The organism is Streptomyces sp. NPDC026538 (genome assembly GCF_055567535.1).
Genome location: NZ_JBVHQG010000021.1, coordinates 1 through 22211, shown reverse-complemented (window position 1 = coordinate 22211; position 22211 = coordinate 1). Strand labels below are relative to the sequence as shown.

The following is a 22211-nucleotide window of genomic DNA, read 5'->3' as shown; positions in this document are numbered from 1 at the left end:
GCGCTCTGCTTCGACCGCTCACCATGACGATGTACGCCGCGTACCTGTGGTGGAACGCCCCAGGAATAGGCGTACCCGCAGGGCGAGGCTCCTTCTCGCAGGCGCGGCACCGGGTGGACGTCCATCGGTTTCGCTGAGGTTGGCCTGCTGCCCACGGACCCACGCAGGCCCGGCCGGAACGTCACGCGCGGCACCTCACGGCGCTCACGCACCAAGGTCGTGCGGTTCGCATGGCTCGGCAATACCCAACAGCACCGGCGCGCAGCGGCAGCGTCTCCCTGCGAGTACCCGTATCCCTGCGGCGTTCCACCACGGAGCACGTCGCGTCCATCGTCATGCCCAACGGTCGGACACAGTCGAAGGAGACAGTCCTATGGACATCAGGCCGATGCGATCGTGGATTCACCACAGCAGGGGCACGGTGCTGCGGCAGGCAGGCGTGGCCCGGCACGAGGTGGGTGACCTGCATGAGGACATGCTCACGCGGCATGGCTTCGAGGGCCGAGACGCACACCTGTACCGACGCAACGAACCGACCGCCTGGAAGCGCGCCGAGGGAAGCGGGAACCACCTCGACATCGACGGGCGGCTGCTGGAGCCCTCCGACCTGACGCACGCCCATGGCGGCCCGCTGCGGCTGTTCCACAATCCCGATGTCTCCATCTGGGTGAGCCGGCGCAGCGCCAACATGACCTATTCGGCGCGCAACGCCGACGGGGACGAACTGTACTTCGTGCACGAGGGCACGGGCGCCTTCTACACCGAGTTCGGCCCGATCCCCTACGAGCCCGGTGATTACGTCGTCATGCCAAAGGGCGTGACATACCGGATCCGCCCTACCGGTCCGGTGAACTACTTCCTGATCGTCGAGACGACCGAGGAGCTCGGCTTCGCCGACATCGGCCCGCTGGGTCGCCGCGCTCCGTTCGACCCGGCCCTGTTGTATGTACCCTCCCCGGCCCTGGACGAGCTGGGCGACGGCCGTACCGAGGACGGCGAGTGGCCCGTACGGATCAAGCTGCATGGTGAGTACACCTCGGCGTTCTACGACTTCGACCCGATCGACGCCGAGGGGTGGAAGGGCGACCTGTTCCCATTCAAGATCAACATCCGGGACTTTCGACCGATCACCAGCGACCGCATCCATCTCATGCCGAGCGCACACAGTATTTTCGCCACGTCGACTGTCGTCGTGGGCAATCTCCTTCCCCGTCCGCTCGAGGCGGCTCCGGACGCGGAGCAATTCCCCCCGTACCACCGCAACATGGACTACGACGAGTTCATGTTCACGCACAGCGGGACAGCTCTCGGTCTGCCCGTAGCCCCAGCCAGCGTTTCGCTCACGCCGCGGGGGCTGCACCACGGCCTTCCCACCTCGGTCGAGGAGGAGCTTCGCAAGAACATCAAGCCGGGCGACCGTGCGGACTTCGAGTTCATTTTCGTGGACACGGCGCAATCGTTGACCCCAACGCCGGAGGCGCAGGCCAAGAAGCGCGAGGAGCAGATATTCCGGGTGGGGCTCGGCCCAGTAACGATCACAGACAACGACGCATTCGAGGTACCGGACAATGACTGAGCAGCAGAAGAAGATCAGTACTGTGGGCGTCGGCATCATCGATTTCGATGCGCTGCCCGCAGGGACCGAAACGACGGTCATCCCGGTCAACGCCTTTGACGGTGTCGCCTCACGCGGAATCCTCTACGCCCGGGGCGGCGAGCGGACGGTCGTGGTGGCGTCGCATCCCCGGGGCGACATGAGTCGGCACTACGCCGCTCCGGCGGTCCTGGAGGCCGGGTATGCCTTCTATGTCCACCAGCCCCGGAGCCTGAACAACGACGTCGACTGCGAGCACGAGCGGGTGTTGCTCGATCTCGCGGTCGGGCTGAGCCATCTCAAGAACGAGCGCGGCTTCGAGAAGATCGTGCTGCTGGGCAACAGCGGCGGTGGATCGCTTCTGGCGTTCTACCAGCAGCAGGCGAGCACGGCACCGCCGGGGCGGCTGACGGACACCGCGGCCGGGGAGCCGCTGGATCTCAACGCGGTGGAGATGCCCGGCGCCGATGGGTTCGTCCTGCTCGCAGCGCACCCCGGCCAGGGAGCGTTCATGCTGACCGGCATCGACCCTTCGGTGATCGACGAAGACGATCCGCTGGCGGTGGATCCGGACCTGGACATGTACAACCCGGCGAACGGGTTCCGCGAACCCCCGGAGCCCAGCACCTACTCCGAGGAATTCCTGGAGCGCTACCGCGCGGCGCAGCGGGCCCGCGTGGCCCGACTCGACGCCCGGGCCCGCGGGTTGATCGCCGACCAGCAGCGCCACCGGCAGCGGACGCAGGAGCCGGGGTTCGCCGACCTGCCGCTGGAGGAACGCAACTACATCACCCGCCGCGCACTGGTCGGCCAGTACATGGTCGTCCACCGGACCGAGGCCGACCCGGCGTTCCTGGACGTGAGCCTGCACTCCTGGAAGTCCACCCGCAAGCCCGCCTCGATTCTCGGGCCCCGACCGGACGAGACGAACTACGCGCCCAACGGGTTCGGCCGGCTGATCACACCGCGCGCGTGGCTGAGCACCTGGTCAGGACTGTCGACACGGGCCAACCTGCTCAAGACGGTGGAGTCAGTACACGAACCACTGCTCGTGATCAACTTCACCGGGGACAACCTCGCCTTCCCCGACGACAACCAGACACAGTTCCACGCCAGCCCGGCCGAGGACAAGACGATGCACTTCATCGAAGCCGACCACTTCGGCCTCCCCCTCCCGGAGCGGGAGAAGGCCCTGCAGACCCTCGTCGAATGGCTCGCTCCGCGCTTCCCCGCGGCGGAGAACCGCTGAGCAAATCATCTGGCCGGTGTGGTGGGGGCGCCCCGCCACCACACCGGTCGGGCATGGACCAACAGAACTGTTATCTCGGTCGACCAGCAATGTGGAGGATCTTGTGAAGCAATTCGTCGTAACGCTTGAGTTTCCGGGCGGACCGCCGGACCAGAAAGTGGGTGCAGCGCAGGGAGTCCTCCTGGACGAGCTGTACGACGCGGGCACCCTCGTGCTCGCGGGCCCGTTCGTCGACGGCCGTGGCGGTATGGCCGTCCTGCGCTGTGACTCCCTCGAGCAGGCGCGAGACATCTATCAGGACAGCCCGCTCATCCGCTCCGGCCAGGCAACGTTCCATGTGCGCGAATGGAACGTCGTGAGGGGATCGATGCAACAGTAAGCGCCCACCACCAGTTGTGACGTGAGCGACCTGCGCGGTCGCCGGGAGCTGGCCCCGGATGTCGACGACCACAGCGAAGGTCACCGCGCGGACCACCCCCGGGATCACCGAGACATTGATCGGCCGGGGTCCTGCACCAGTTGTTGCAGTCGGTCCCCGGCCTAGCGGAGGGACGGTCTGGTGGACAGTTCCGCCGGGAAGTCCGCCCGCCATCGGGTCGATTAGGCGGAAGCGGTCGTGACCGCCACCTCAGAGGAGACCCCGAAGAACGCCCCACTGGCCGCAAAAGTCGATGCGCCCAAAGCGGCCTTTCACACAGGCACCGGCCAGCACCATCACTTTTCCGTATTACGGCATTTCAGGAGGATCTATGACAAAAAGTGGGTACGCGCTCATCGTGCGCTGCACCATCCGCGACGCCGATGCCGCTCGGCACTTCGACGCCCTTGTGGATCGCACGCTGGAAGGCGTCCGTAAGGAGCCGGGCGCCTTGGTCTATGTCAACCACATCCCCGACAACGAGCCCCTCCAGCGTGTCATCTACGAGTTCTACCCTGACGAAGCCGCCTTCCAGACCCACGTGAACCAGTCTCACACCCAGACGATGGCGAAGGAGGTCGAGCAGTACCTGGTGTCCATGGAGATAACCTTCCTGCACGAGCAGGCCGGTAAGCGGCCGGCACAGGCGCCGTGAGACCACAGGCAAGCGAAATGGATCCGGACCGAGTAGACCGTATGAAGCGTTCGGGACCGTGACTGTCCGGGAGCTGAGGACCGATGCCCCCCGCGTAACTTAACGCGGGTTGCCTACCGTTGAGCACGGTGGCGGGTAGTGCCGCAACTACCGGGAAGCACCTGATGTTGAGGCTGATCCTTGGGAGTGGACACCCCTCTGCGCACGTGGGTCCGCAAGGACACCGTCCAGCACACGTCCGAATAACGCGTCGCCGGGGCCGGCCACAGTCCGGCTGAGGAACTGGCTCGGCTAAGGACCGAGAACGCCCGGCTGCTCAAGGTGGAGAAGGAGTGGCAACTGAAGCGCGAGATTCTCCGCCGGGCAGCCACCCACACGCTGCGTGATCGCTGATCACATGCGCACGTCCCTGGTGACCGACGCGACGAGATGGTAGTCGCCGTTCACGGCGGCCACGTCAACGGCGTCGTATTCCACACGGACAGCGGCGCCAATACGTGAGCCGGACCTTCGCCGACGCCTGCCGACGACACGGCATCCGCCGCAGCACGGGGCGCGTCGGATCGAGCCACGACAATGCCCCTTCCAGGGCCTGAAGCGGGAGCTGGACCTCGAAGGCCCAGACGCGGCTCGAGCTGTTCCGCCGGCTCGCCCACTACAACCGGCGCCATACGACTGTGTGTGCCACGAACATCACAGCGCCCGAACGGTGAGACGTATCGGGCAAAGCTCAACGCGAAAGGACCTTCAAATGACAGTCACCCCTGAGGAGATCACGGCAGAGGCTCGGGTGCGGCAACAGGCCCGCAAGAGGGCGGCCTCGCTGAGCTACTCCATCGGTTTCGGCAACGAGCACAGCAGTGAGGCCCTGGTGGGGGCGCTGCCGAGGGGACACAACAACCCTCAGCACCCTGCATACGGCTTGTACACGGAGCTGCTGTCTGGCACGGCGTTCACCGAACTCCGGCCGATCACTCGCCGCACCTGGCTCTACCGCATCCGTCCGTCGATCGTGCATCCGCCTTTCACGCGCATCGATCACGGGACCCTGCTCACGCCGCCGTTCACGCAGGTTCCCGTGGAGCCGAGGCTGCTGTTCTGGGCGCCGAGGCCAGCACCTGCGCCGGGAACCGATTTCGTCTCGGGCCTGTGGACCCTGGGCGGCAACGGCGATCCCGCCCTGCGTAGCGGCATGGCGCTCCATTACTACACGGCCGACACGTCCATGACGGACCGCGTGTTCAGCAATGCCGACGGCGAAATACTGATCATGCCCGAGCTGGGCGGCCTGCTCATCCACACCGAACTCGGTCTGCTGAGCGTGGAGCCCGGCTCGGTCGCCCTGATCCCCCGTGGCGTCAAGTTCCGCGTCGAGATCCTGGGTACCGCTGGTCAGGAAGAGGCCCCGTCGTTTGTCCGCGGCTATGTGTGCGAGAACTTCGGCACGCCGTTCGCCCTCCCGGAACTCGGCCTCATCGGCGCCACGGGACTGGCGAACGCCCGCGATTTCCGTGCCCCCGTCGCCGCCTATGACGACGAAGAGCGGCCTTTCGAGGTGATCCACAAGGTCGCCGGGAATCTCTGGAGCGCCACCTACGACCACTCTCCGCTGGACGTCGTGGCGTGGCACGGGAACAGCGTCCCCTTCGTCTACAACCTCTATGACTTCCAGGCCCTGGGCACGGTCAGTTACGACCACCCGGATCCTTCGCTGCTGACGGCCCTCACTTCGACGACCAGCACACCGGGCCTGCCCAACATCGACTTCCTCATCGTGCCGTCCGTGTGGTCCGTTGCCGAGAACACCTTCCGGCCCCCGTGGTACCACCGCAACGTGAGCACCGAGTGGGTCGGCGTGATCGAGGAGGCGCCGAATCCGGGCGGCTACCGGCAGGGCATCAGCACGCTGACCAACATGATGACCGCGCACGGGATGGGAGAACCCATCTGGGAGGCCGCCACCCAGGCCGACCTCGTACCGGAGAAGTCCGAGGGAATGATGGTCATGGTGGAGACCCAGTGGCCAATTGTGCTCACGCCGCAGGCGGCGCAGGCGGTCGGATCCCCCGACGGTGAGGTGCTGCGCAGCGAGGCCAACCTCCCGAAAAATTTCCGCTACTGACACGGCCTCAGCCCCAATGCCGCCCGCGGGCCACAGTGCACCCTCGGCGACAAACACCTGCGGGCGCCGGGCGCCTGCGGACGGTCGTCGCCCGCAGGCGCCCGACAAAGCAAAAAAGAAAACACAAAGAAATGACCTATCAGTACGCAGGCAGGACAGCCCTCGTCGCCGGAGGGGGCAGCGGATGAAGACAGTCAGCGAAAGCGAGCTCGCCGCCATGAACGCGGACGCCAACCGTGCAGCGGTCGAGCCGGCTGACGCGTCCGTGGACGTCATGGCCTACGCCTGCCTGGTCGCCACCATGACTCAGGGCCGCCGCGCGCACCGTCACATCGCGAGGCCGCTCACCAAGACGTCAACAGACGCTGATGCAGCCGTGGACATCGTCTCGAGCGCGGGAGCCCTCGCCGCCGGGCTGCACCACATCGGTGCCCGCAAAGTCTCACTCGTGACCCCGTACCTCAAGCCGCTCACCGCCCGCGTGATCGACTGCATCGAGGGAAAAGGCATCGAGGTCCAGGACACGATCCGTCTGGAGATGGATGACAACCTTGCCATCGGACGCCTCGACCAGGGACAGTTGCCGGAACTCGCGCGCCGACTCGACACTCGCGGCGCCGACGCCGTCGTGCTAAGTGCCTGCGTGCAGATGCCGTCACGTGGGGCTCTTCTGGCAGCCCCTGGGCATCGCGGCCGCCATCGGCTTCGCACTCACGATGATCGGAGCCGGGGGCTTCCATGCCCAGTCCGGCGACTACGCAACGCCCGACACCCGGAAAAAGGCCATGGCCCCATCATTCTCACGGGGTTCTCCGCTGCCACCGCCGTGGCCCTCAGCCTGGCCATGTGAGCCCACCCCGAGTGACATCGACGAGGCACCGTCATCCCTCACCACCGGACCTCATCCGAGTCCGGCAAGACCCCGGAGGCGCGGCGCGACCTGTCCTGCCCTGACTGTATCAGCCGCGCCTCCGGTCCCCCGCTCACCTCACCGAGCACGCCCACGCGAGAACCCGTCGATCGGGTAGGGCCGGTTCGCTCGGCCCTCCCCCTTCCCCCGACCACCGGAGATGCGGGCCTCGCATCCGGCGGTTCGTCTAGCCGATCTGAGGCGGGCCCACGAGTCCTTGAAGGACTTGTAGCCCTGAGACTGCCAGCTGCTCACCACCCAGCCGGCCGCCGTCCACAAGCCACCCTCTGACGCGCCGACAGTGACAAGCACCGAGCTCACTGCTCTCTGGCGCGGAGCACGCGCGTGGCACTCGCCGGTCTCGCTCTCATCTCCCCGACCCCGCGAACAGCTCCATGCCTAGGTGATCAACGATATGACTGAAAAAGTGAGATTCAACAGCATCGTCGGCCCGGAACTGGCAGGAGAAATCGATCTGCCAGACGGCGAGATCCGGGGCTGGGGAATCTTCGTCCACGGATTCACACTCGGCAAGAACTCGCCGGCCGCCTCGCGCGTCAGCAAGCAGCTGGCACGCGAGGGCATTGGGATGCTGCGCTACGACAACCTCGGGATCGGAGACTCCGACGGCGACTGGGGGGACGGTTCCTTCACCATCAAGGTCCAGGACACGATCCGTGCGGCAACTTTGATGGCGGAGCGGGGCACTCCAGCAGACCTGCTGGTGGGGCACTCGTGGGGAGGCGCCGCCGCCATCGCCGCAGCGGCCGAGGCAACCGGCGTCCGCGCGGTCGCCACGATCGGGGCACCTGTCGACCCCAGCCACGTCGAGGGGCAGTACAACGCGGTCGTGGATCGCGTTCTCAGTGAAGGGTCGCACGAGTGGTTCGTCGGCGGGAGGACCCTGGTCCTCAAGCGTGCCTTCGTCGACGACGTCCGCCATGCTCGTCTGCGTGACCGGATACGCGAGTTGCACGTTCCGCTACTCGTCCTGCATTCGCCTACCGACAACACCGTCGACATCGCCAACGCGGGGGAGATCTTCCGCGAGGCACGACACCCGCGAAGCTTCGTCTCGCTCGAAGGAGCGGACCATCTCCTGACTGTACGAGGACAAGCGCAGCGGGCCGCCCGCATCGTCAGCGCCTGGGCCGACCAGTACATCCACAGGTCACGGCCCGTGAGCCGGTAGAAGTCGTTCTGTCAGGCGTGGGTGCGCTCCACGTGCTCGACCACCCCGTCCACGACCTGTTCAACGGCCTGCCGCGGCAGAAGATGACGGTGGCGCGCCGCTCGTAGCAGCAGGCGAGGCGGCAGAAGGCGTTCTGCCAAGCCTGGGTGCGTTCGGGTTCTCAACGCTGACTGGCCAGGATCGTGCCGTATCGCCATTGTGCGCGACGCAACCGTGCAGGCCGCGCTCGTCAAGCAGGGCGCTGGTCTCGGCCTGAGTCGTAGCCGGCGTCCAGGTGCACAGTGATGCCGTCGGGCAATGGTTCCAGGTCGCCCAGGCGGTCCAAGTCGCAGCGAGCAGCGGGGAATCCGGCGATTGGCACCGGCTAGGACACGACCCAGCGGAATGCCGAAGTCCTGCTCGCCGACAGCCGGGTGGAGCTCCTCTCCGCTCAGGAGGAACCCCACCCGGCCCGGGTGCGCCGCACCGTCCCCACGATGCGGCGCGAACAGGCCGTCGTCCGGTCATCCCACGGACAGCGACCTGGGCCTCACGTCAATCCGAGCCGGAGAGGCACCGCCACGTCGACGAAGCATGTGCGGTACTCCTCATCCGCCTACCGTCTCTCCCGGACCGGGCAGAGGCGTGCCATACCTGTCAGCTGTGCGGGGATGTGTTCCAACGCCGGATGGTCGGCGGCCACTCCCCACGCTCCGCTCCGCGCCGCGCCAGATGGTCTCCTGCAGGGCGTCGGCCTCGGGTTCGGGTCTGCAACCGCTTGGTGTCGCGGCGGAGCCACTCGGCCGCGGACCCCACCGCCGCGCGCAGCTCTCCGCCGAGCGAACGGTGATCGATGCTTGCATAAGAGGCACCGATCGGTCCTGATGGCAGCACACGGCCACACGCCGGCGGTCTCGACGAGGTGGGGAGATCTACTGTGGTCAGCCTCTTCGCAGCGGCACAAGGACCGGAGGTGACAGCTCGTCTCCGTCCTGCGCCGTGGGCCGGTGCCGGCGCGTGGCCAGGGCTTGAAGGCGTCCTGCCACATACCAGCTCAGTTGCGCCAGCACCGCGCCCGCAAATGCATCGAGCACATAGTGATTGGCGGTCAGGACGACCGTGGCGTCCATGGACATGGTGAGCGCCACAGCCAGGACACGCAGCCAGATCGTCCTGGTGGCGGCGAGTATCGCCAGCGTCATGAGCAGGTTCCAGCCGACGTGGAGACTGGGCATCGCCGCGTACTGGTTGGTGAAGGCGGGCGGCTGCAGCACCCGGTAGGCGTGGGACTGTTCGGTGACGGTGTCGGTCATACCCAGGGCCGCCAGCCGGGGCGGGGCCACCGGGAACACGGCGAAGGCGACGAGACCGACCGCCCCGGAGAGCAGCATCGCGCAGGCCGCCCTTACGTATAGCTCCGGGTGCCGGGACAACAACCAGATCAGGGTTAGAGCGATGACCGGCCAGTGGCCGAAGATGTAAATCCAGTTGAGGAGGCGAGTGATGGCCTGGTCGTTGACCACCAGGCTCTGCACGGTGGGCTCCCAGTCAAGGTGCAGGCCCCGCTCGGCCGCCTCGACTCGTGCGGCGTCGTGCAACGCCGTGACCTGCGAGCTGTCTGTCAGTCCTCTGACACCGAAGTAGCCGAGGACGGCCCCTATGACGATACCGATCCGCAGGACGATGCGGGATGAGGCTCCCGATGGCCGCGACAGACGTGGCGAACGACCCAGCAAAGCCCTGGACACCGCGCAGCGGGGGCGCCGCGCGCAGAACGCGACCACCCTCATCGCGTGTGCTCAACAATGTGGCGGCTGCCTTGGACGCCCGGGTGCGGCGCGGGGCGGGGCCCGCTCCGGTCGGGGCCCAGGAGGGCAAGGCGGGTAAGCGCCGCGTGGTGGACGCGACCGAGTTCCTCAAGCTGGTGTCCGCTCCAGGCGTCGGTGACGTACTGCCTGACGGCACGTACGTGCGGTGCCAAGGCCTGGCGGGAGGACGGCAAACCGTCATCGGTCAGCAGCCGGCATCGCTTGGTCACCGTATGCACGACCGACAGCGGCACGGGGAACTGCGCGCTGGTCCTACGGTGTGATACAGCGGCACCAGGTGCCGCTGCGGCCAGGGGTCCCATGTTCGCCTTACCTGATTGGTGGTTCAATTTCGCTGAAATTACGTGAGTTTGTGTTGCCGCTGGCTACTCGAGCCCGAGCCGCAGCGGGAGCAGCTGGCAGGGCGTGCAGCCTTCCCTGCGCTCCCCCCATGCGTGGATTGTGCGGCTTTTGGCACCCATTCGCCCTGAGGTCTTGCGGTGACGCCGCCGTCCTCACTCCGGCCTGTTGACCGGCAAGATCAACCCGATCCGGGAGTTTCTGCACGCGCGGGCACATGCGGACCGCGGTCCAGCCGCGACGGAACGACGGTGGAGGCTCCACCCGCGCGCGGATTCCACGCCTCACGGCGCAGCCGAGTCTCCGACAGAGCCCTTGCCCGTGCGACTGAGAAGACCGCGCCGGCGAGCGGCGTCGGTGAGCAGCCCCCGCACACATCGTCGCCCGTAGTGCAACCGGGATCGCACGGTGTTGGAGGGGACGCGGAGGATCTCCGCGATCTCCATGTGAGAGAAGTCTCCAACATCAGCCAGGTGTACAACGATGGCGAGCTTCCGCGGGAGTTGCCGAAGCGCAGCTTTCACCTCATGGTCTGACAGCCGGCTCAAAGCCTGCGCCTCAGCGGTCTGGGGAACCCGCAACGTCGGGTGCGTTGGTTCCGGCAACCGGCCGACGGGGCGTCCCGGCGGGGAGCTTGAGCGCACGGGGGGGCTGCGGCTCGCCACAAGCATCGAGCGCGGTGTCGGCCAAGACCTGGAACAGCCACATCCTGAGATTTGTCTTCCAAGCGAATGACCCGAAGACGTCGAACGCTCTCCGATAGGTATCCTGAATCAGGTCCTCGGCGTCCCCGCGGTCGCGGGTCATCTGTACTGCCGCTGCGTACAACTGGTCGAGGAATGGCGTGGCCACGCGCTCGAAGAGCACGACGAGTTCGGCTGGATCCGGCGCAGCGGTGAGAGGGCCGTTCGCAGCGCCAGCGTTTTGCACAGCGGCGGTCTCAGGACGGTACCCGGCTCACTGCTGCCTTTCCTGGGCCGTGGAGAGCAGCAGGGCGGCGATGCTGTCCTTGGCCGGAAAGCCAGAGGTTCGGCAGACGGTCCACCGCTGCTCGCCCACGATGCCGACCCCTTGACAGGAAGGTGCCGCGCACGACGATGGCGATCACCAGGTTCCGTGGGTCGGTGGAGTAGTCCTGGGTGAGTGGGAACTCTCCTTCGTAGCCGTTGTCTTTCAGGGCGAAGGCGAGCCGGCCGGTGTCTGTGGTCGCGGCCGTGACGCCTCTTTCGGTCTGGGACTCATCAGTGGCCTCGGAGACTACGGGCTCGGCCAAGTCGCCAGCAGCTTCGACCAGTCGGACGGTTTCCTGCAGGGTCTCGGCTGTGCGGTCGGTCACTCCTGCCTGCGCCTGCCGCAGCACCTTGCCCCTGCTGTGGTGAATCCACGATCGCATCGGCCTGATGTTCATCAGTCTGTCTCCTCGCCTTCGGTTCAACTGCTTGCCTTATGACGATGCAGGCCAGGTACCGGTGGTGGAACGCCAGGCTGATCCCCGTCCCCACAGGGCGGGGCTGCCGCTTGTTGGGCACCACATGGTGTCGCCCGGCGACGCAGACTCCTTGACCGCTTGCCTGAGAGCTTCGCGCGTGAGCGATTGAGGCGACGTGCGTGACGTCAGCCGGGCAGATAGGGGGCCGCGGGCAAGTCGGCCAATGTCCATGAGGCCGAAAAGGCCGTCCGCTCGATGCCGCAGCTCACGAAAGACTCCCCCGCCCTGCGAGGACGGGGATCAGCCCGGGGTTCCACCGCCGGTGCGTGGCCTGCATCGTCATTGGGCAAGCAGGCGAACCGAGGGCGAGGAGGTATTCCGGTGCGACTGAGCCGGCCTCGGGACGGATCCACACGCGATCGTGCGGGCCCCCAACTCGGCCGCCTGCATCCGTACCGACTCCCTGACGAGCCGAAGTCAGTAACGACCTCAGCCCGTCCGGTGTCGCCGTGCGACACAGGACGAGCTGAGTCTGGTGGAAAGATGATTTGCCGAACTCACCCACACGAGCCTCCGGGATAACGTCCACCGCTCCGTCCAAGCCCTCGAACGTGACATCCAAGCCTGACCCGCAGACCTGAACACACCCGCGGCCGTTCATCTGCACGAAGACCACCGAAGACCGCCGCCGAGATCCTCGACAAAGTCGCCAAGTGCTGCCGACCAATCTCCGGCTCAGGTCACCCGCGGCACGGACAGGGGGCCTGTACGCCAGGGCTGACCTGCTTCAGGTTGGCGAGGCGATTCCGCTGAGGGCCCGCTCACGGCTCGCCGTCAGCCCGGAGTAGGGGCATTGATGGCGGACGCAGTCCCCTCATCGGCCGGGATCAACATCTGGAGCCATTGACCCGCCTCCCCGACGAGGAGCACCTCGGTAGTGATGCCCAGGATTCCAGCATCGGGGTGAGAGAAAATTGTGTCGGAAGGCTGCGTGTATTCAGCAACCGGGTGGGCAGCCCATCGCGACGTAAACTCGGGGACCAAGCCCAAGCCGTCGACCAGCGCGTGAAACTCATCAGCGCTACCCCAGTCCGGTTGGGCAGCCCGCAGCCAGCCAACCAGCTCGTCCGCCTTGGTAGCCCAGTCGCTTTGGGTGAATATCCCGCGCGCCATGGGATTCAGGAAGTGGTAGCGAATCAAATTGGGCGATTCTTCATCCAACACCCCCAGCGGCCTGACCAGGGCTTCCCATGTGCTGTTCCATGCCACAATGTTGCAGATCGGCCCGAACACGCTCGCCGGCATGGGATCTAGATGATCCAGCAGCGTACGCACCAAGGGTCGTGTGTCATCGCTTACCGGACGGGGAGGCGGCAAGAGCGCGGCGCTGCGACGTTTCATGGCCAACGTCGCAAGGTGCTGCCTCTCGCTGTCGGAGAGCTGCAGCGCCTCGGCAAGCGCGGCGAGCACCGCATGTGAGGGATTGGTATCCCGGCCCTGCTCCAGCCGTTCCAGGTACTCGACACTCAAACCGGCGAGCGCAGCGAGCTCCTCCCGCCGCAACCCAGGGGTCCGCCGCCGACCAAAGGAGGGCAAACCCACTTGTTCAGGTCTAAGTTGTTCCCGGCGTGATCGCAGAAACGACATCTCGCCTGACCTGATCTCCTCTGCGAACTCAGCCATGGGCAAACACATCTCCCACGCCGAAGATTCCGAACCGCATGTCCACCTCACTTTTCCCAAACGGGGCGCCAGTTTTGCTTTAGGAATGCCCCACGGCCAGGGTTCCCGGCGACGCCCCAACACAGCGGCAACCAATGCAAACAATCGAGCTGCCCACGCTTCCCGCCCCGGTCAGAGCGGACACCCGTGACCGCAGCCGCCAGATGGACGTTTCGCCCTCGGTGTCCCGGTCCACGTGACGACTTCTCGGTCCGAGCATCTCGCCCGGGACGATCGGCGAGCCGGCCTGCTGGTCCAGCAGCCGAGGCCGATCTTCGCCAACCCCAGGGAAGCCGACCCTTGCCGACATACTGAATACGGGGCCCGAGGCCTGATGGCCTACTGCTTTCGCATGTTGACGGGTTGGGGGTACCCGGTCGCACGGGCCAAGCCGTCCGGGCGTTCGGACCCTGCGACGGCAGGATAAAAACGCCCCCTTCACGGGCGCTGCGGTTGCCGGTGCTTGCGTTCACACGATTTACGGTGCATCGAGCAAAACGAGATGTCCAGTTACTTATGCTTTGGAAACAAAGAAGGATTGCTTCATGGAGCAGGGGACAGCAGACCTCGGTTGCGAATTCCGCGGCGGCCCTGCGGATCAGTGAGATCTGGGCTGCTTTGGCAGCCGCGCAGGCGGCGTTGTTGCTGATTCCCGCCATGCCAGCGGCCGAGGTCACGTAGCTGTCACTCGAACCGGGGGTGCGTTGGTGGAGCGTCCCCGGCTACCTCATGGCCGCCGCCCGCAAGGCCTTCGCCGAGCAGGGCCTGAATGCTTCTCTGGAGGGCGTCGCCCGAGAGGCCGGAGTCGCGATCGGAATGCTCTACCGCCACTTCCCCAACCGGCTCGACTTGGTCGAAGAGCTCTTCGCCGCGAAGTTCCCAGAGCTGCTCGGCACCACCGAGAGGCCGCAGCCATGGACGACGCCTGGGAGGGGTTTTGAGGAAAGATTATGTGAGCTGCAGGCCTGTGACAGCGCCTTCAACTACTTGGCACGGTGCGGCTGCCCGTCCACACCCTCGGCAGGATAACGTTCGAGAGCACGGAAGAACTGGGCGCTCAGATCTTCCGCAACGCCCAGGAGAAGGGTGTCCTCCGCGACGACGTCACCCCGGAAGACATCGTCTTCGTGTCTGGTCCCAGGCCGGGATCATCCAGACCACACGCACCGTCGCCCCCACCGCCCGGCGCCGCCATTTTCACCTGTGCTCGACGCCTTCTGCGCCGAGTGCGTCCACGAGTTGCCCGAGCCCCCGCTGCCCCCAGGAGGTCGAGCGAACCCTCACCACTCTCGACCGCCCCGAGAAGGCATGGCCCGCCACCGCAGGCGAGGTCGCCGGGCAATAGGACATACAGCGGGCCCCGGGGGGGCGCGGCCGGCAACCGCAACCTGACACCCAAGGGGGCGCCACCATCCAGGGCAAGCGTTCAGCTCCCCGCCACCAACTGTGCCAGCCCGGCGTCCAGGTCGAACCGGCTGGACTCGGCCCCCGGCGGCACCACGGACCGCGTTTCGCGCAGGAAGGATTCCATGCCCCGCGCAGGAGTTCCAGCAGGGCCGATCCCGCAGGCGAACGAAGAGCGATGCACAGCGCCTCGCGTCCCGCACCGCCCGTCGACCACATCCGCACATCTGCTTGCCCGCTGCGTCCGCGCAGGGCCTGAGCCAGCATGTCACGGCTGAGGAACCACTCAACCCTCCCACCCCGGCCCAGGGGATAGAAGGCGGCACGGACAGCATAAGGATCATCCGCCTCGTACCGCAGTGCTACACGCAGCGACACCGACACCTGTGACACGAGAGGCCGCACGGGCAGCTCGTACGCCACGGTTCGTTCCGATCTCACCTGTGCCTCACTTACCTCTTTCCGCTCGCCGAGCACTCCGATCGCTCCCCGTGCGCTTCGCAGCATGAGACATGGCGGCATGGCAGCGCAGCCGAAAGGATTGGAAGACGAAAACAGCGCACGCGGCCTCTGCGTGTACCCCCGTTCGGTCGGGAAGCAATCTCATCAGCCCGGGCCTGACTCCGGCCCGGCGAGCGGCCATCCAACAGGACGCAACCCCAGGCTGCGTCCTTGCCGACCTCGTGGCCTGGGCGGCATCAGCGGTGGCTCACGTACCACACGAACTGGTCCAGATACCAGCGGTCGACATCGACATCGACGTCGTGCCGCCACGTCACCTTGACCCACCGGTCCCCGTCCCAAACATACAGATGGCGACCGTCCCACCATTCTTCCCACCTGCGGTGGTGGTGCCGGCCATGGTGGTCACCTCGACGGTCGTCGACCCTGTACCAGCCAAGGTGTCCGGCCCCGCCGTCGCCCCGTTCCCCGTCGTGACCGCTTCCGTACCCGTCGTCGCGGTAGCCGTCACGTCCGCCGTCGGTCCCGAAGGCGGCGATCGAGGTCTGCGCGCGCTCTACGGACCCCGAAGCCGTCGTGGCTGACGCCGAGCCGCTGGCACCGAGAAGGGCTCCGCCCGCCGTCGCCGCAGAAACGAGAGCGATCGAGACGCGCCTGATCCACCTGTTCATAGTCATCTCCTTGTGACATGCCGCGCTTCCGCCGACTAGGCGGCCGAAGCCATGTCCGTGGTCTGCGATCCGGAAATTCCGAATCAACCGGGGACGAGCGACGAGGGATCCGGAGGGGATCCCATGTCCATCAGCCTGTCTCCCGGCCGTCGGTTCCGCTGCTTGCCCTATGACAATGCAGGCCAGATACCGGCGGTGGAACGCCTGGCGGATCCCCGTCCCCATAGGGCGAGGCTGTCGCTCCATGGGCACCGGCATCGATGCTCCCCCACCGGGCTGCCGGTCTACCGCACGGGGCACAGCACGGAGACGCGCAACGGCATACAGCAGTGCGCCGTCGCGCACAACAGACGCCTCCAGGGCTCAGGGCGGGATGAGCGAGTCGGTTGGCTCTTCCGCACGCTGTCATCACTCCATTGGTTGTTGAGCTTCTGGCGGCGGGTGGTTGTTGAGCTTCTGGCGGCGGGCTGGCGGCCGCGTCGCACGTGTGACGTCCAGCCAGCCGGTCCGCCTAACTTGATCTTTAACGGCCGACGTCGAATGGTGCCTCGAACTTGATCGCTCGGTGCGGTAACCGCCGTACACCAAAGCGGCCTTCGTCTGAACATGTGCTCCGACCAAGGAACACACACGTCCAGCACGAAGGCCGTGGGGATGAGTCTGCTGCATCGCGATACCCGACAAGAGGCGTTGGCTGAATTGTCATGCTTCCGGGGCGAGTTCTACTCCTGTCTCACCGCTCGTTCGGATGCGTTGTTCGAGCTGGCTGACGCCATCCTGTGCGGCGACGGGCCGGTGAGATCGCTGGCCGAGCTGTCGTTGGTCGGCGAGCACCGCCGCGGTCACGGCGGGCTCTACGCCGACGTCGCCCGTGGCCGCATCGATACCAGCCGGCTGCAGCGGACCCTGGCCGCAATGCCACTGTCTCGGGCCGCCGACGGCAGGCTGGTCCTGACCATCGATATCACCTGCTGGCTACGCCCCGATGCCCACACCTCACTGCAGCGGATCCTGTGTCACACCTACGGCCGGGGAAAGGACCAGCACATCCCTGTTCCCGGCTGGCCGTACTCGATCATCTGCGCACTCGAGCCGGGTCGCAGTTCCTGGACCGCGCCTTTGGACGCGCTTCGCCTGGCCCCCGGGGACGACACTGCCACGAAAGCGGCTTGACATCAGCATCGGGAAGCTCCTTGGCACTTGGATCGCCGCAGTTGGCGCCTGGTGTTGTACTCAGGCGAGTGTGGTGTGGACGTCGACCGGGTTGGCGAGGGTGTCGCGGATGGCCGAGCGCTTCTGAACGAGGGAGATGAGTTCCTGGAGTTGCTCGGGGGTGGCGGCGGGAGCGTCGAGGTCGACGCGCACGCGGATCTGCTGAAGGCCCGGTCGAACCGAGGGGGCGATTCCGAGGAACCCGCGCATGTCGATGTCGGCTTCGAGTTCCAGACCGATGGCCTTGAGCTCGATGCCCTGCAGGGCGGCGTGCGTGGTGATGGTGACGGTGTAGCAGCCGGCGAGCGCGTGCAGCACGTATTCAGCGGGTGTGGGTGCGGTGTCGGTGCCCAGCGACGCCGTCGGTTCGTCGCTGGGCATCGCGAACTTCGCGACGCGCGTCTCATCGCGTTCGCCGCCCTGGTTCAGAGCACCCGTCCGCGTGGTGATGCGGTAGCCGCCCTGCCACGAACCGTCGATGGCGAATGTGGCCCGGCCAAGGCCGGGATCGGCTCGCATGGCGTCGACGCTGTCCCGCAGGGCACGGACGTCGACCTCATTGATATCGGTCATCGGTGTGGTCTCCTTCGTCGCATAGGGGCGGCCTGCCGTGAGCTCCGGCCGCCGTGCTCACAGCCGAGTTGCGGGGCTGCGTCCGGGGCGCGGCGCTCACCGCAGGCCGACAGAGGTGGTCATCGGCATGGTTCCCATGTCAGGTCACAGAGCGTTGTTCTGCTCGGCCTGGTCGAAGAACTTCATGGCCATGAAGCCGTGGGCGTATCCACCGCCCGCGCGCAGTGCCGCGGCGATCATGACGGTTTCCGCCAGTTCTTGCTGGGTGGCGCCTGCGGAGTGTGCGGCCTTGGTGTGTGCCTCGATGCAGTAGGCGCACTGGGTGGTCAAGGCCACGGCCACGGCCATGAGTTCGGTGTGCTTGGGCGAGATGACCTTGTCGCTGCCACGCAGGACCTGGTTGTCGAAGGCCATGAACGCCTTGAAAGCTTCCGGGGCGCCGGCGCGGATGTGCTTGGCGTACTGGTGGTCGGTGTGTTCGTGGTAGGACACGGCGTGCTCCTGGGCTGTCGGCTGGTGAGCGGGGTGGGAGGGCCTGTCAGTACTTGTTGCGTCCGGCCCGGACGCCGCCGTCGACATCCCAGGTGGCGCCGGTGACCCAGTCAGCCTGGTCGGAGAGGAGCAAGGCGATGGCGGGAGCGACGTCATCGGGGTTTCCGACGCGGCCGATGGGGTGGAAGGAATTGAGGGACTCGAGCATGGCGGGGATCTCGTCCTTCGGCATGAACGCCTCGTAGATCGGGGTGCGCACCACAGCCGGGGCGACGGTGTTGACGCGGATGCCGTACGGGGCCAGCTCCATGGCCAGGTGCTGGGTGAGGGAGTGCAGGCCGGCCTTGGCCACGGAGTACGCCGAGGACGGCGTGGCGGCCATGGCCTGGTGCGCCAGCATGCCACCGATGTTGACGACGGCTCCCTTGCTGCCGCGGGCGATCATGTTGCCGGCGACGGTCTGGGTGATGAAGTAGAAGGCCCGAGTGATGGCCTGGTAGCGGTCGTAGTCCTCCTCGGTGTGCGCGAGGAAGGTCTTCGGCTCGAAGACGCCTGCGGCGTTGACGAGCAGCGTGGCATCGGCGTGCTGCTCGGTCAGCGTGTCGCGCAGGCGGTCCACGGAGGCGGGGTCGAACAGGTCGACGGCCAGTCCGACCGCTTTCCCGTAGGAAGCCAGTTCGGCCACCGCCTTTGCGGCGCTGGCTTCGGACCGGCCGGTCACGACGGCGTTGCCGCCGCCCTCGAGGACACGGCGGGCGGAAGCCAGCCCCATGCCGCTGGTACCGCCGATCACGACGACCTTCCGCCCGGTGAAATCGAAAGCGTTGGTGGGCATGGTTCTCTCCTGAATCTGGTGGCTTTGCAAGTTGGTGGCCGGGCGCGGGACACGACGGCCGGCGTCCTCGAGGTGGCGCCCCCGGATCCACCGGTGGGGTCCGTTCGCCGGAACAGGCCAGGCCTGCCGCGTTGGAGCGGATGTGGCCCGGAAACTGCAGAAGCGGGTGGGTGTTCGTCCCCTTACGCCATACAGTGCAGTAATACAGGACTAAGGTCCAGTTAGTGGTTTTTTACGCATACGTAAGTTGGGCTGAACTGATCTACTGAGGCCCACATCCCGGCGATGTCCTCGACCGTAGATCGCCCCGCGCAGCTCCGGTAGAGGATCTTTGGTGATGCAGATATAGCTTTTGGCTATGACCAGGAAAGGCAGAGGCGTGAATATCGAGGCGCTGCGCTACGCCCAGGCCGTCTTTCGAACGGAGTCCTTCAGTGCCGCAGCACGGACTTACGGCGTGACGCAACCAGCGCTGTCCAACGGCGTCGCACGGCTGGAGAAAGAGCTGGGCGTGAAGCTCTTCGACCGCTCACCCCGCGGCGTGAGGCCCACCGAGCACGGCGCACGGATTCTGCCCCTGATCGACCATGCTCTCGGCTCTCTCGACATGCTGGCTGCCCAGGCCCAGCGGCTGGCCGGCCCGGCCGTCGAAACGATTCGCATGGGTGTGTCACCCCTGGTCGGGGCGGAACTCGTCGCCCGCGCCTTCGACGCGGCCCGCAGTCTGGTGCCCCCACGTGATCTCGTCCTGAGGGAGGCGGACCTCGATCCGCTGCGCAGTGACCTGCAGGCGGGCCGCCTGGACATCGTCCTCGTCCCCGCCGTGCCCGGCATGCCTGCCATGCGCCATCATGTCGTCGCCCGGGAACCGATAGTCGTGATCGACCCTGCCGCCGTCGCGACCGACAGTCCGGTCGAGCTGGAGGACGCGACAGACGCCGCCTACATCCTTGGGCCCCCCACCTGCGGACTGACCACTTTCACCACCGAACTCTTCCGCAGCCACGACCTGGCGCTGCGCGCGTATCCGGGTGAAGCCGCCAGCTTCCGCGCGGTCGACGAGTGGGCAGCCATGGGCCTCGGGGCCGCGCTCCTACCCCGCTCCAAAGTCACGCACGAGCACGCCGGCTGCCGTCCCCTGCTCCGAGCCGGGAAACCCGTCGAGATCGCCTATGAAGCCGTCTGGGACTGCGACACACCCCTCGGCGCCGACCTGGAGGACTTCGTCATCGCGCTGACCGATCCCGGGGAAACGCCCTCGGCCGTTCGAACATCACGTCCCGAACGTCCAAGGGATAAGCAGAGGTAATGGCTATGTGGGCGGCCAAGAAGCGAGGCGGGCCAGCAGTAGCCGCGCTTCTGGCCGGCCTCACTGGCTGCGACAGGCCTCCAGCAGTCGCAGCCAGACCTCGCTGATCGTCGGGAAGGCACGTACGGCATGCCAGAGCCGGTCGAGGGGCACCTCGCCGACGACAGCGATGGTGGCCGAATGCAGAAGTTCTCCGACTCCCGAGCCGAGAAAGGTGGCCCCGACCACCGTGCGGCAGTCCGTGCGGGCCTTGCCGTGGTAGTCCTCGGCGAACGGGCCGCGCCCGCGACCTGTCCGATGTCGTGGTCCACCACATCCACCCGTCGCCGTCTCTGTTCGGCCTCCCGCACGGTCAGGCCGACGGAAGGAAGCGACTGCTGGGTCTGTAAAGACGACCTGGGGACTGCGACGCTGTCGGCCGTCGCGACATGCGCGCCCCACCGTGTGTCGTCCACCGGTTCGCCCTTGGCGCGGGCTGCGATGACGGCGCCAGCGATCCGGTCCTGGTATTTGCCCTGGTGGGTGAGAAGAGCGCGATGGTTGACGTCGCCGACGGCGTAGAGCCAGCTGCCGTCCACGGCGGTTACCTGACAGGTGTCGTAGACGGGTCAGCCAGTCGCCCGGGGTGAGGCCGACGGTCTCCAGGCCGACGTCGGAGGCGCGGAGCCCGTCCGACGGCGAACAGGATCTCGTCGCACGTCAGCTCTCCGCCGTCCGCAAGCTCGACACGTACCTCGCTGCCGGCCCGTGCCACCGAGGTCACCTTCGTTTCGAAGCGCACGTCGACGCCAGCCTCGCGCAGGCTCTGAGCAACCATCGTTCCGGCGAAGGGTTTCATCCGCTGCAGCAGTCCGTCCTCACGGACCAGCAGGGTTACGTGGGAGCCGAGCGCCTGCCAGACAGTGGCCATTTCGACAGCCACAACTCCCCCACCCACCACGGCCAGCCGACCAGGAACCTCGTGGGCGCTGGTGGCTCCTCGGCTGGTCCAGGGTCTGCGTCAGTCCCTGCAGGTCCGGCACTAGCTGTGCTTTCCCGTGCAGAGGTCGATGGCGTGCCGGGCGGACAGCCAGACCGTCTTGCCCTCGGAGGTCCGCACTGTCACCCGCTTCGGGCCGTCAAGGCGTCCGTGACCGCGTACCAGGTCAACGTCGGCCTTCCGCAGCCACTCGACCTGGTCCTCGTCCTGCCAATGGCCGGACATGGCATCGCGGTGCGACAGAACAGCGGCGACATCCAGGGCCCCTGCACCGCTTGGCGCAGTCCAGGGACATGTCGCGCGTCCGCGCGCGCTGCCGCAGCAGCGCCTTGCTGGGCTCACAGGCCCAGAATGAGCACTCGCCACCGACCAGCTCACCCTCCACTAGCTTTACCGAATAAGAGTCTTAATTGTTGCTGCAAGTCTCCGACGTCCGCCTCCGCGACCCCACTCGCGAGCACCGGGAAAACGGTGCCCTTCAGAACTGCGGAAGACGGGGCGACATCACGGAGCCTCCCGGCCGTGGCGAACCGGCCGGTGCGAAGCTGCCGTTCACCGTCGCTACCGACCGCCCTAAAATCGATCAAATCCCCCTGTAGGCAGGCGCCAAGCGGGATCCAGTCGCCAGGCGGGCCGCTCCCAAAATGTGTAAGCGATCCTTATTGGTAACACAAGAATAAGTAACTGGATCTTTACCATTGGGCGGGGCATCGTCGTTCCCATGAGCAGAAGCACCGGCAGCCGCAGCTTCCTCGCCCTGGCAGGGGTCGTCGTCCTCTGGGCCTCGGCTTTTCCGGCCATCCGCGTCGGGGTCGACGGCCTGGGCGTGGCCGGAC

The 22211-nt window shown here is 66.4% G+C and carries 18 protein-coding genes and 5 pseudogenes; 11 read left to right on the top strand and 12 right to left on the bottom strand.

The features are described 5' to 3' along the window. The first annotated feature begins 373 nt into the window (after window positions 1-373). The 8 genes and pseudogenes from ACZ4N4_RS44965 (at window position 374) to ACZ4N4_RS44930 (ending at window position 8140) form a co-directional block, all read left to right on the top strand. A complete protein-coding gene (locus tag ACZ4N4_RS44965) occupies window positions 374-1576 on the top strand; it encodes a homogentisate 1,2-dioxygenase (RefSeq protein WP_467600270.1) in 1203 nt (400 codons plus the stop codon). Continuing rightward, the gene (locus tag ACZ4N4_RS44960; protein WP_467600267.1) at window positions 1569-2843 is read left to right on the top strand and encodes an alpha/beta fold hydrolase; all 1275 of its coding nucleotides are present in this window, start codon (window positions 1569-1571) and stop codon (window positions 2841-2843) included. The genes ACZ4N4_RS44965 and ACZ4N4_RS44960 overlap by 8 nt, the downstream gene beginning before the upstream one ends. A gap of 103 nt (window positions 2844-2946) precedes the next feature. Further along, the gene (locus tag ACZ4N4_RS44955; RefSeq protein ID WP_467600264.1) at window positions 2947-3222 is read left to right on the top strand and encodes a YciI family protein; all 276 of its coding nucleotides are present in this window, start codon (window positions 2947-2949) and stop codon (window positions 3220-3222) included. A 370-nt stretch (window positions 3223-3592) separates the two neighbouring features. Further along, window positions 3593-3916 carry a putative quinol monooxygenase gene (locus ACZ4N4_RS44950; RefSeq protein ID WP_467600261.1) on the top strand — a complete coding sequence of 108 codons (324 nt, stop codon included), beginning with the start codon at window positions 3593-3595 and terminating at the stop codon, window positions 3914-3916. A 385-nt stretch (window positions 3917-4301) separates the two neighbouring features. After that, window positions 4302-4584 (top strand): annotated as a pseudogene (locus tag ACZ4N4_RS44945) (DDE-type integrase/transposase/recombinase); the annotation flags it as partial. Window positions 4585-4667: 83 nt separating this feature from the next. Beyond that, window positions 4668-6038 (top strand): homogentisate 1,2-dioxygenase, encoded by a 1371-nt coding sequence (locus tag ACZ4N4_RS44940; protein ID WP_467600323.1) that lies wholly within the window; start codon window positions 4668-4670, stop codon window positions 6036-6038. A 184-nt stretch (window positions 6039-6222) separates the two neighbouring features. Further along, window positions 6223-6888: a hypothetical protein gene (locus ACZ4N4_RS44935; protein WP_467600258.1), complete on the top strand. Its 666-nt coding sequence runs from the start codon at window positions 6223-6225 to the stop codon at window positions 6886-6888. 463 nt (window positions 6889-7351) lie between these two features. After that, on the top strand, window positions 7352-8140 hold the full coding sequence (locus ACZ4N4_RS44930; RefSeq protein ID WP_467600255.1) for an alpha/beta hydrolase family protein: 789 nt from the start codon (window positions 7352-7354) through the stop codon (window positions 8138-8140). An 82-nt stretch (window positions 8141-8222) separates the two neighbouring features. Here the strand turns inward: ACZ4N4_RS44930 and ACZ4N4_RS44925 are convergent. From ACZ4N4_RS44925 to ACZ4N4_RS44900, 6 genes and pseudogenes are all read right to left on the bottom strand, one after another. Then, window positions 8223-8532: pseudogene (locus tag ACZ4N4_RS44925) on the bottom strand (transposase family protein); the annotation flags it as partial. Window positions 8533-9060: 528 nt separating this feature from the next. Further along, window positions 9061-9909: a phosphatase PAP2 family protein gene (locus tag ACZ4N4_RS44920; RefSeq protein ID WP_467600252.1), complete on the bottom strand. Its 849-nt coding sequence runs from the start codon at window positions 9907-9909 to the stop codon at window positions 9061-9063. A gap of 662 nt (window positions 9910-10571) precedes the next feature. Then, window positions 10572-10958, bottom strand: a complete 387-nt coding sequence (locus tag ACZ4N4_RS44915) for a sigma factor-like helix-turn-helix DNA-binding protein (protein WP_467600249.1) — start codon at window positions 10956-10958, stop codon at window positions 10572-10574. Beyond that, on the bottom strand, window positions 10846-11139 hold the full coding sequence (locus tag ACZ4N4_RS44910) for an RNA polymerase sigma factor (RefSeq protein WP_467600320.1): 294 nt from the start codon (window positions 11137-11139) through the stop codon (window positions 10846-10848). Before ACZ4N4_RS44910 ends, ACZ4N4_RS44915 begins: the two co-directional genes overlap by 113 nt. Before the next feature lie 88 nt (window positions 11140-11227). Then, on the bottom strand, window positions 11228-11695 hold the full coding sequence (locus ACZ4N4_RS44905; protein ID WP_467600246.1) for a Rossmann-fold NAD(P)-binding domain-containing protein: 468 nt from the start codon (window positions 11693-11695) through the stop codon (window positions 11228-11230). A gap of 855 nt (window positions 11696-12550) precedes the next feature. Next, the gene (locus tag ACZ4N4_RS44900) at window positions 12551-13399 is read right to left on the bottom strand and encodes a helix-turn-helix domain-containing protein (protein WP_467600243.1); all 849 of its coding nucleotides are present in this window, start codon (window positions 13397-13399) and stop codon (window positions 12551-12553) included. 768 nt (window positions 13400-14167) lie between these two features. Here ACZ4N4_RS44900 and ACZ4N4_RS44895 point away from each other — a divergent pair. Continuing rightward, complete coding sequence (locus tag ACZ4N4_RS44895) at window positions 14168-14467, top strand: TetR/AcrR family transcriptional regulator (RefSeq protein ID WP_467600240.1); 300 nt, start codon at window positions 14168-14170, stop codon at window positions 14465-14467. Window positions 14468-14989: 522 nt separating this feature from the next. Here the strand turns inward: ACZ4N4_RS44895 and ACZ4N4_RS44890 are convergent. Both ACZ4N4_RS44890 and ACZ4N4_RS44885 read right to left on the bottom strand, forming a co-directional pair. Next, window positions 14990-15349, bottom strand: a pseudogene (locus ACZ4N4_RS44890) (SsgA family sporulation/cell division regulator); the annotation flags it as partial. A gap of 191 nt (window positions 15350-15540) precedes the next feature. Beyond that, window positions 15541-15975 (bottom strand): hypothetical protein, encoded by a 435-nt coding sequence (locus ACZ4N4_RS44885; protein ID WP_467600237.1) that lies wholly within the window; start codon window positions 15973-15975, stop codon window positions 15541-15543. A gap of 654 nt (window positions 15976-16629) precedes the next feature. Between ACZ4N4_RS44885 and ACZ4N4_RS44880 the strand changes: the two are divergent. Next, a pseudogene (locus tag ACZ4N4_RS44880) lies at window positions 16630-17145 on the top strand (transposase); the annotation flags it as partial. A 63-nt stretch (window positions 17146-17208) separates the two neighbouring features. Here the strand turns inward: ACZ4N4_RS44880 and ACZ4N4_RS44875 are convergent. The 3 genes from ACZ4N4_RS44875 to ACZ4N4_RS44865 form a co-directional block, all read right to left on the bottom strand. After that, window positions 17209-17760, bottom strand: coding sequence for an OsmC family protein (locus ACZ4N4_RS44875; protein WP_467600234.1), 552 nt, complete (start codon window positions 17758-17760; stop codon window positions 17209-17211). A gap of 144 nt (window positions 17761-17904) precedes the next feature. Beyond that, entirely contained in the window at window positions 17905-18252 is a 348-nt protein-coding gene (locus tag ACZ4N4_RS44870; RefSeq protein ID WP_382729506.1) for a carboxymuconolactone decarboxylase family protein, read from the bottom strand. A gap of 46 nt (window positions 18253-18298) precedes the next feature. Further along, window positions 18299-19087: an SDR family NAD(P)-dependent oxidoreductase gene (locus ACZ4N4_RS44865; protein ID WP_467600230.1), complete on the bottom strand. Its 789-nt coding sequence runs from the start codon at window positions 19085-19087 to the stop codon at window positions 18299-18301. Between the two features lie 379 nt (window positions 19088-19466). On the opposite strand from ACZ4N4_RS44865, the gene ACZ4N4_RS44860 reads away from it, so the two are divergent. After that, window positions 19467-20396: a LysR family transcriptional regulator gene (locus ACZ4N4_RS44860; RefSeq protein WP_467600227.1), complete on the top strand. Its 930-nt coding sequence runs from the start codon at window positions 19467-19469 to the stop codon at window positions 20394-20396. A gap of 60 nt (window positions 20397-20456) precedes the next feature. Here the strand turns inward: ACZ4N4_RS44860 and ACZ4N4_RS44855 are convergent. Next, window positions 20457-21772, bottom strand: a pseudogene (locus ACZ4N4_RS44855) (FAD-dependent oxidoreductase); the annotation flags it as partial. Window positions 21773-22211: the final 439 nt, after the last annotated feature.

Bases quoted from the DNA above. Each gene is read 5' to 3' on its own strand.
- ACZ4N4_RS44920 (WP_467600252.1), bottom strand. From the start codon at position 9,909: ATGAGGGTGGTCGCGTTCTGCGCGCGGCGCCCCCGCTGCGCGGTGTCC.
- ACZ4N4_RS44950 (WP_467600261.1), top strand. From the start codon at position 3,593: ATGACAAAAAGTGGGTACGCGCTCATCGTGCGCTGCACCATCCGCGAC.
- ACZ4N4_RS44965 (WP_467600270.1), top strand. From the start codon at position 374: ATGGACATCAGGCCGATGCGATCGTGGATTCACCACAGCAGGGGCACG.
- ACZ4N4_RS44895 (WP_467600240.1), top strand. From the start codon at position 14,168: ATGGCCGCCGCCCGCAAGGCCTTCGCCGAGCAGGGCCTGAATGCTTCT.
- ACZ4N4_RS44900 (WP_467600243.1), bottom strand. From the start codon at position 13,399: ATGGCTGAGTTCGCAGAGGAGATCAGGTCAGGCGAGATGTCGTTTCTG.
- ACZ4N4_RS44875 (WP_467600234.1), bottom strand. From the start codon at position 17,760: ATGACCGATATCAATGAGGTCGACGTCCGTGCCCTGCGGGACAGCGTC.
- ACZ4N4_RS44915 (WP_467600249.1), bottom strand. From the start codon at position 10,958: ATGCTTGTGGCGAGCCGCAGCCCCCCCGTGCGCTCAAGCTCCCCGCCG.
- ACZ4N4_RS44885 (WP_467600237.1), bottom strand. From the start codon at position 15,975: ATGAACAGGTGGATCAGGCGCGTCTCGATCGCTCTCGTTTCTGCGGCG.
- ACZ4N4_RS44905 (WP_467600246.1), bottom strand. From the start codon at position 11,695: ATGAACATCAGGCCGATGCGATCGTGGATTCACCACAGCAGGGGCAAG.
- ACZ4N4_RS44865 (WP_467600230.1), bottom strand. From the start codon at position 19,087: ATGCCCACCAACGCTTTCGATTTCACCGGGCGGAAGGTCGTCGTGATC.
- ACZ4N4_RS44960 (WP_467600267.1), top strand. From the start codon at position 1,569: ATGACTGAGCAGCAGAAGAAGATCAGTACTGTGGGCGTCGGCATCATC.
- ACZ4N4_RS44940 (WP_467600323.1), top strand. From the start codon at position 4,668: ATGACAGTCACCCCTGAGGAGATCACGGCAGAGGCTCGGGTGCGGCAA.
- ACZ4N4_RS44935 (WP_467600258.1), top strand. From the start codon at position 6,223: ATGAAGACAGTCAGCGAAAGCGAGCTCGCCGCCATGAACGCGGACGCC.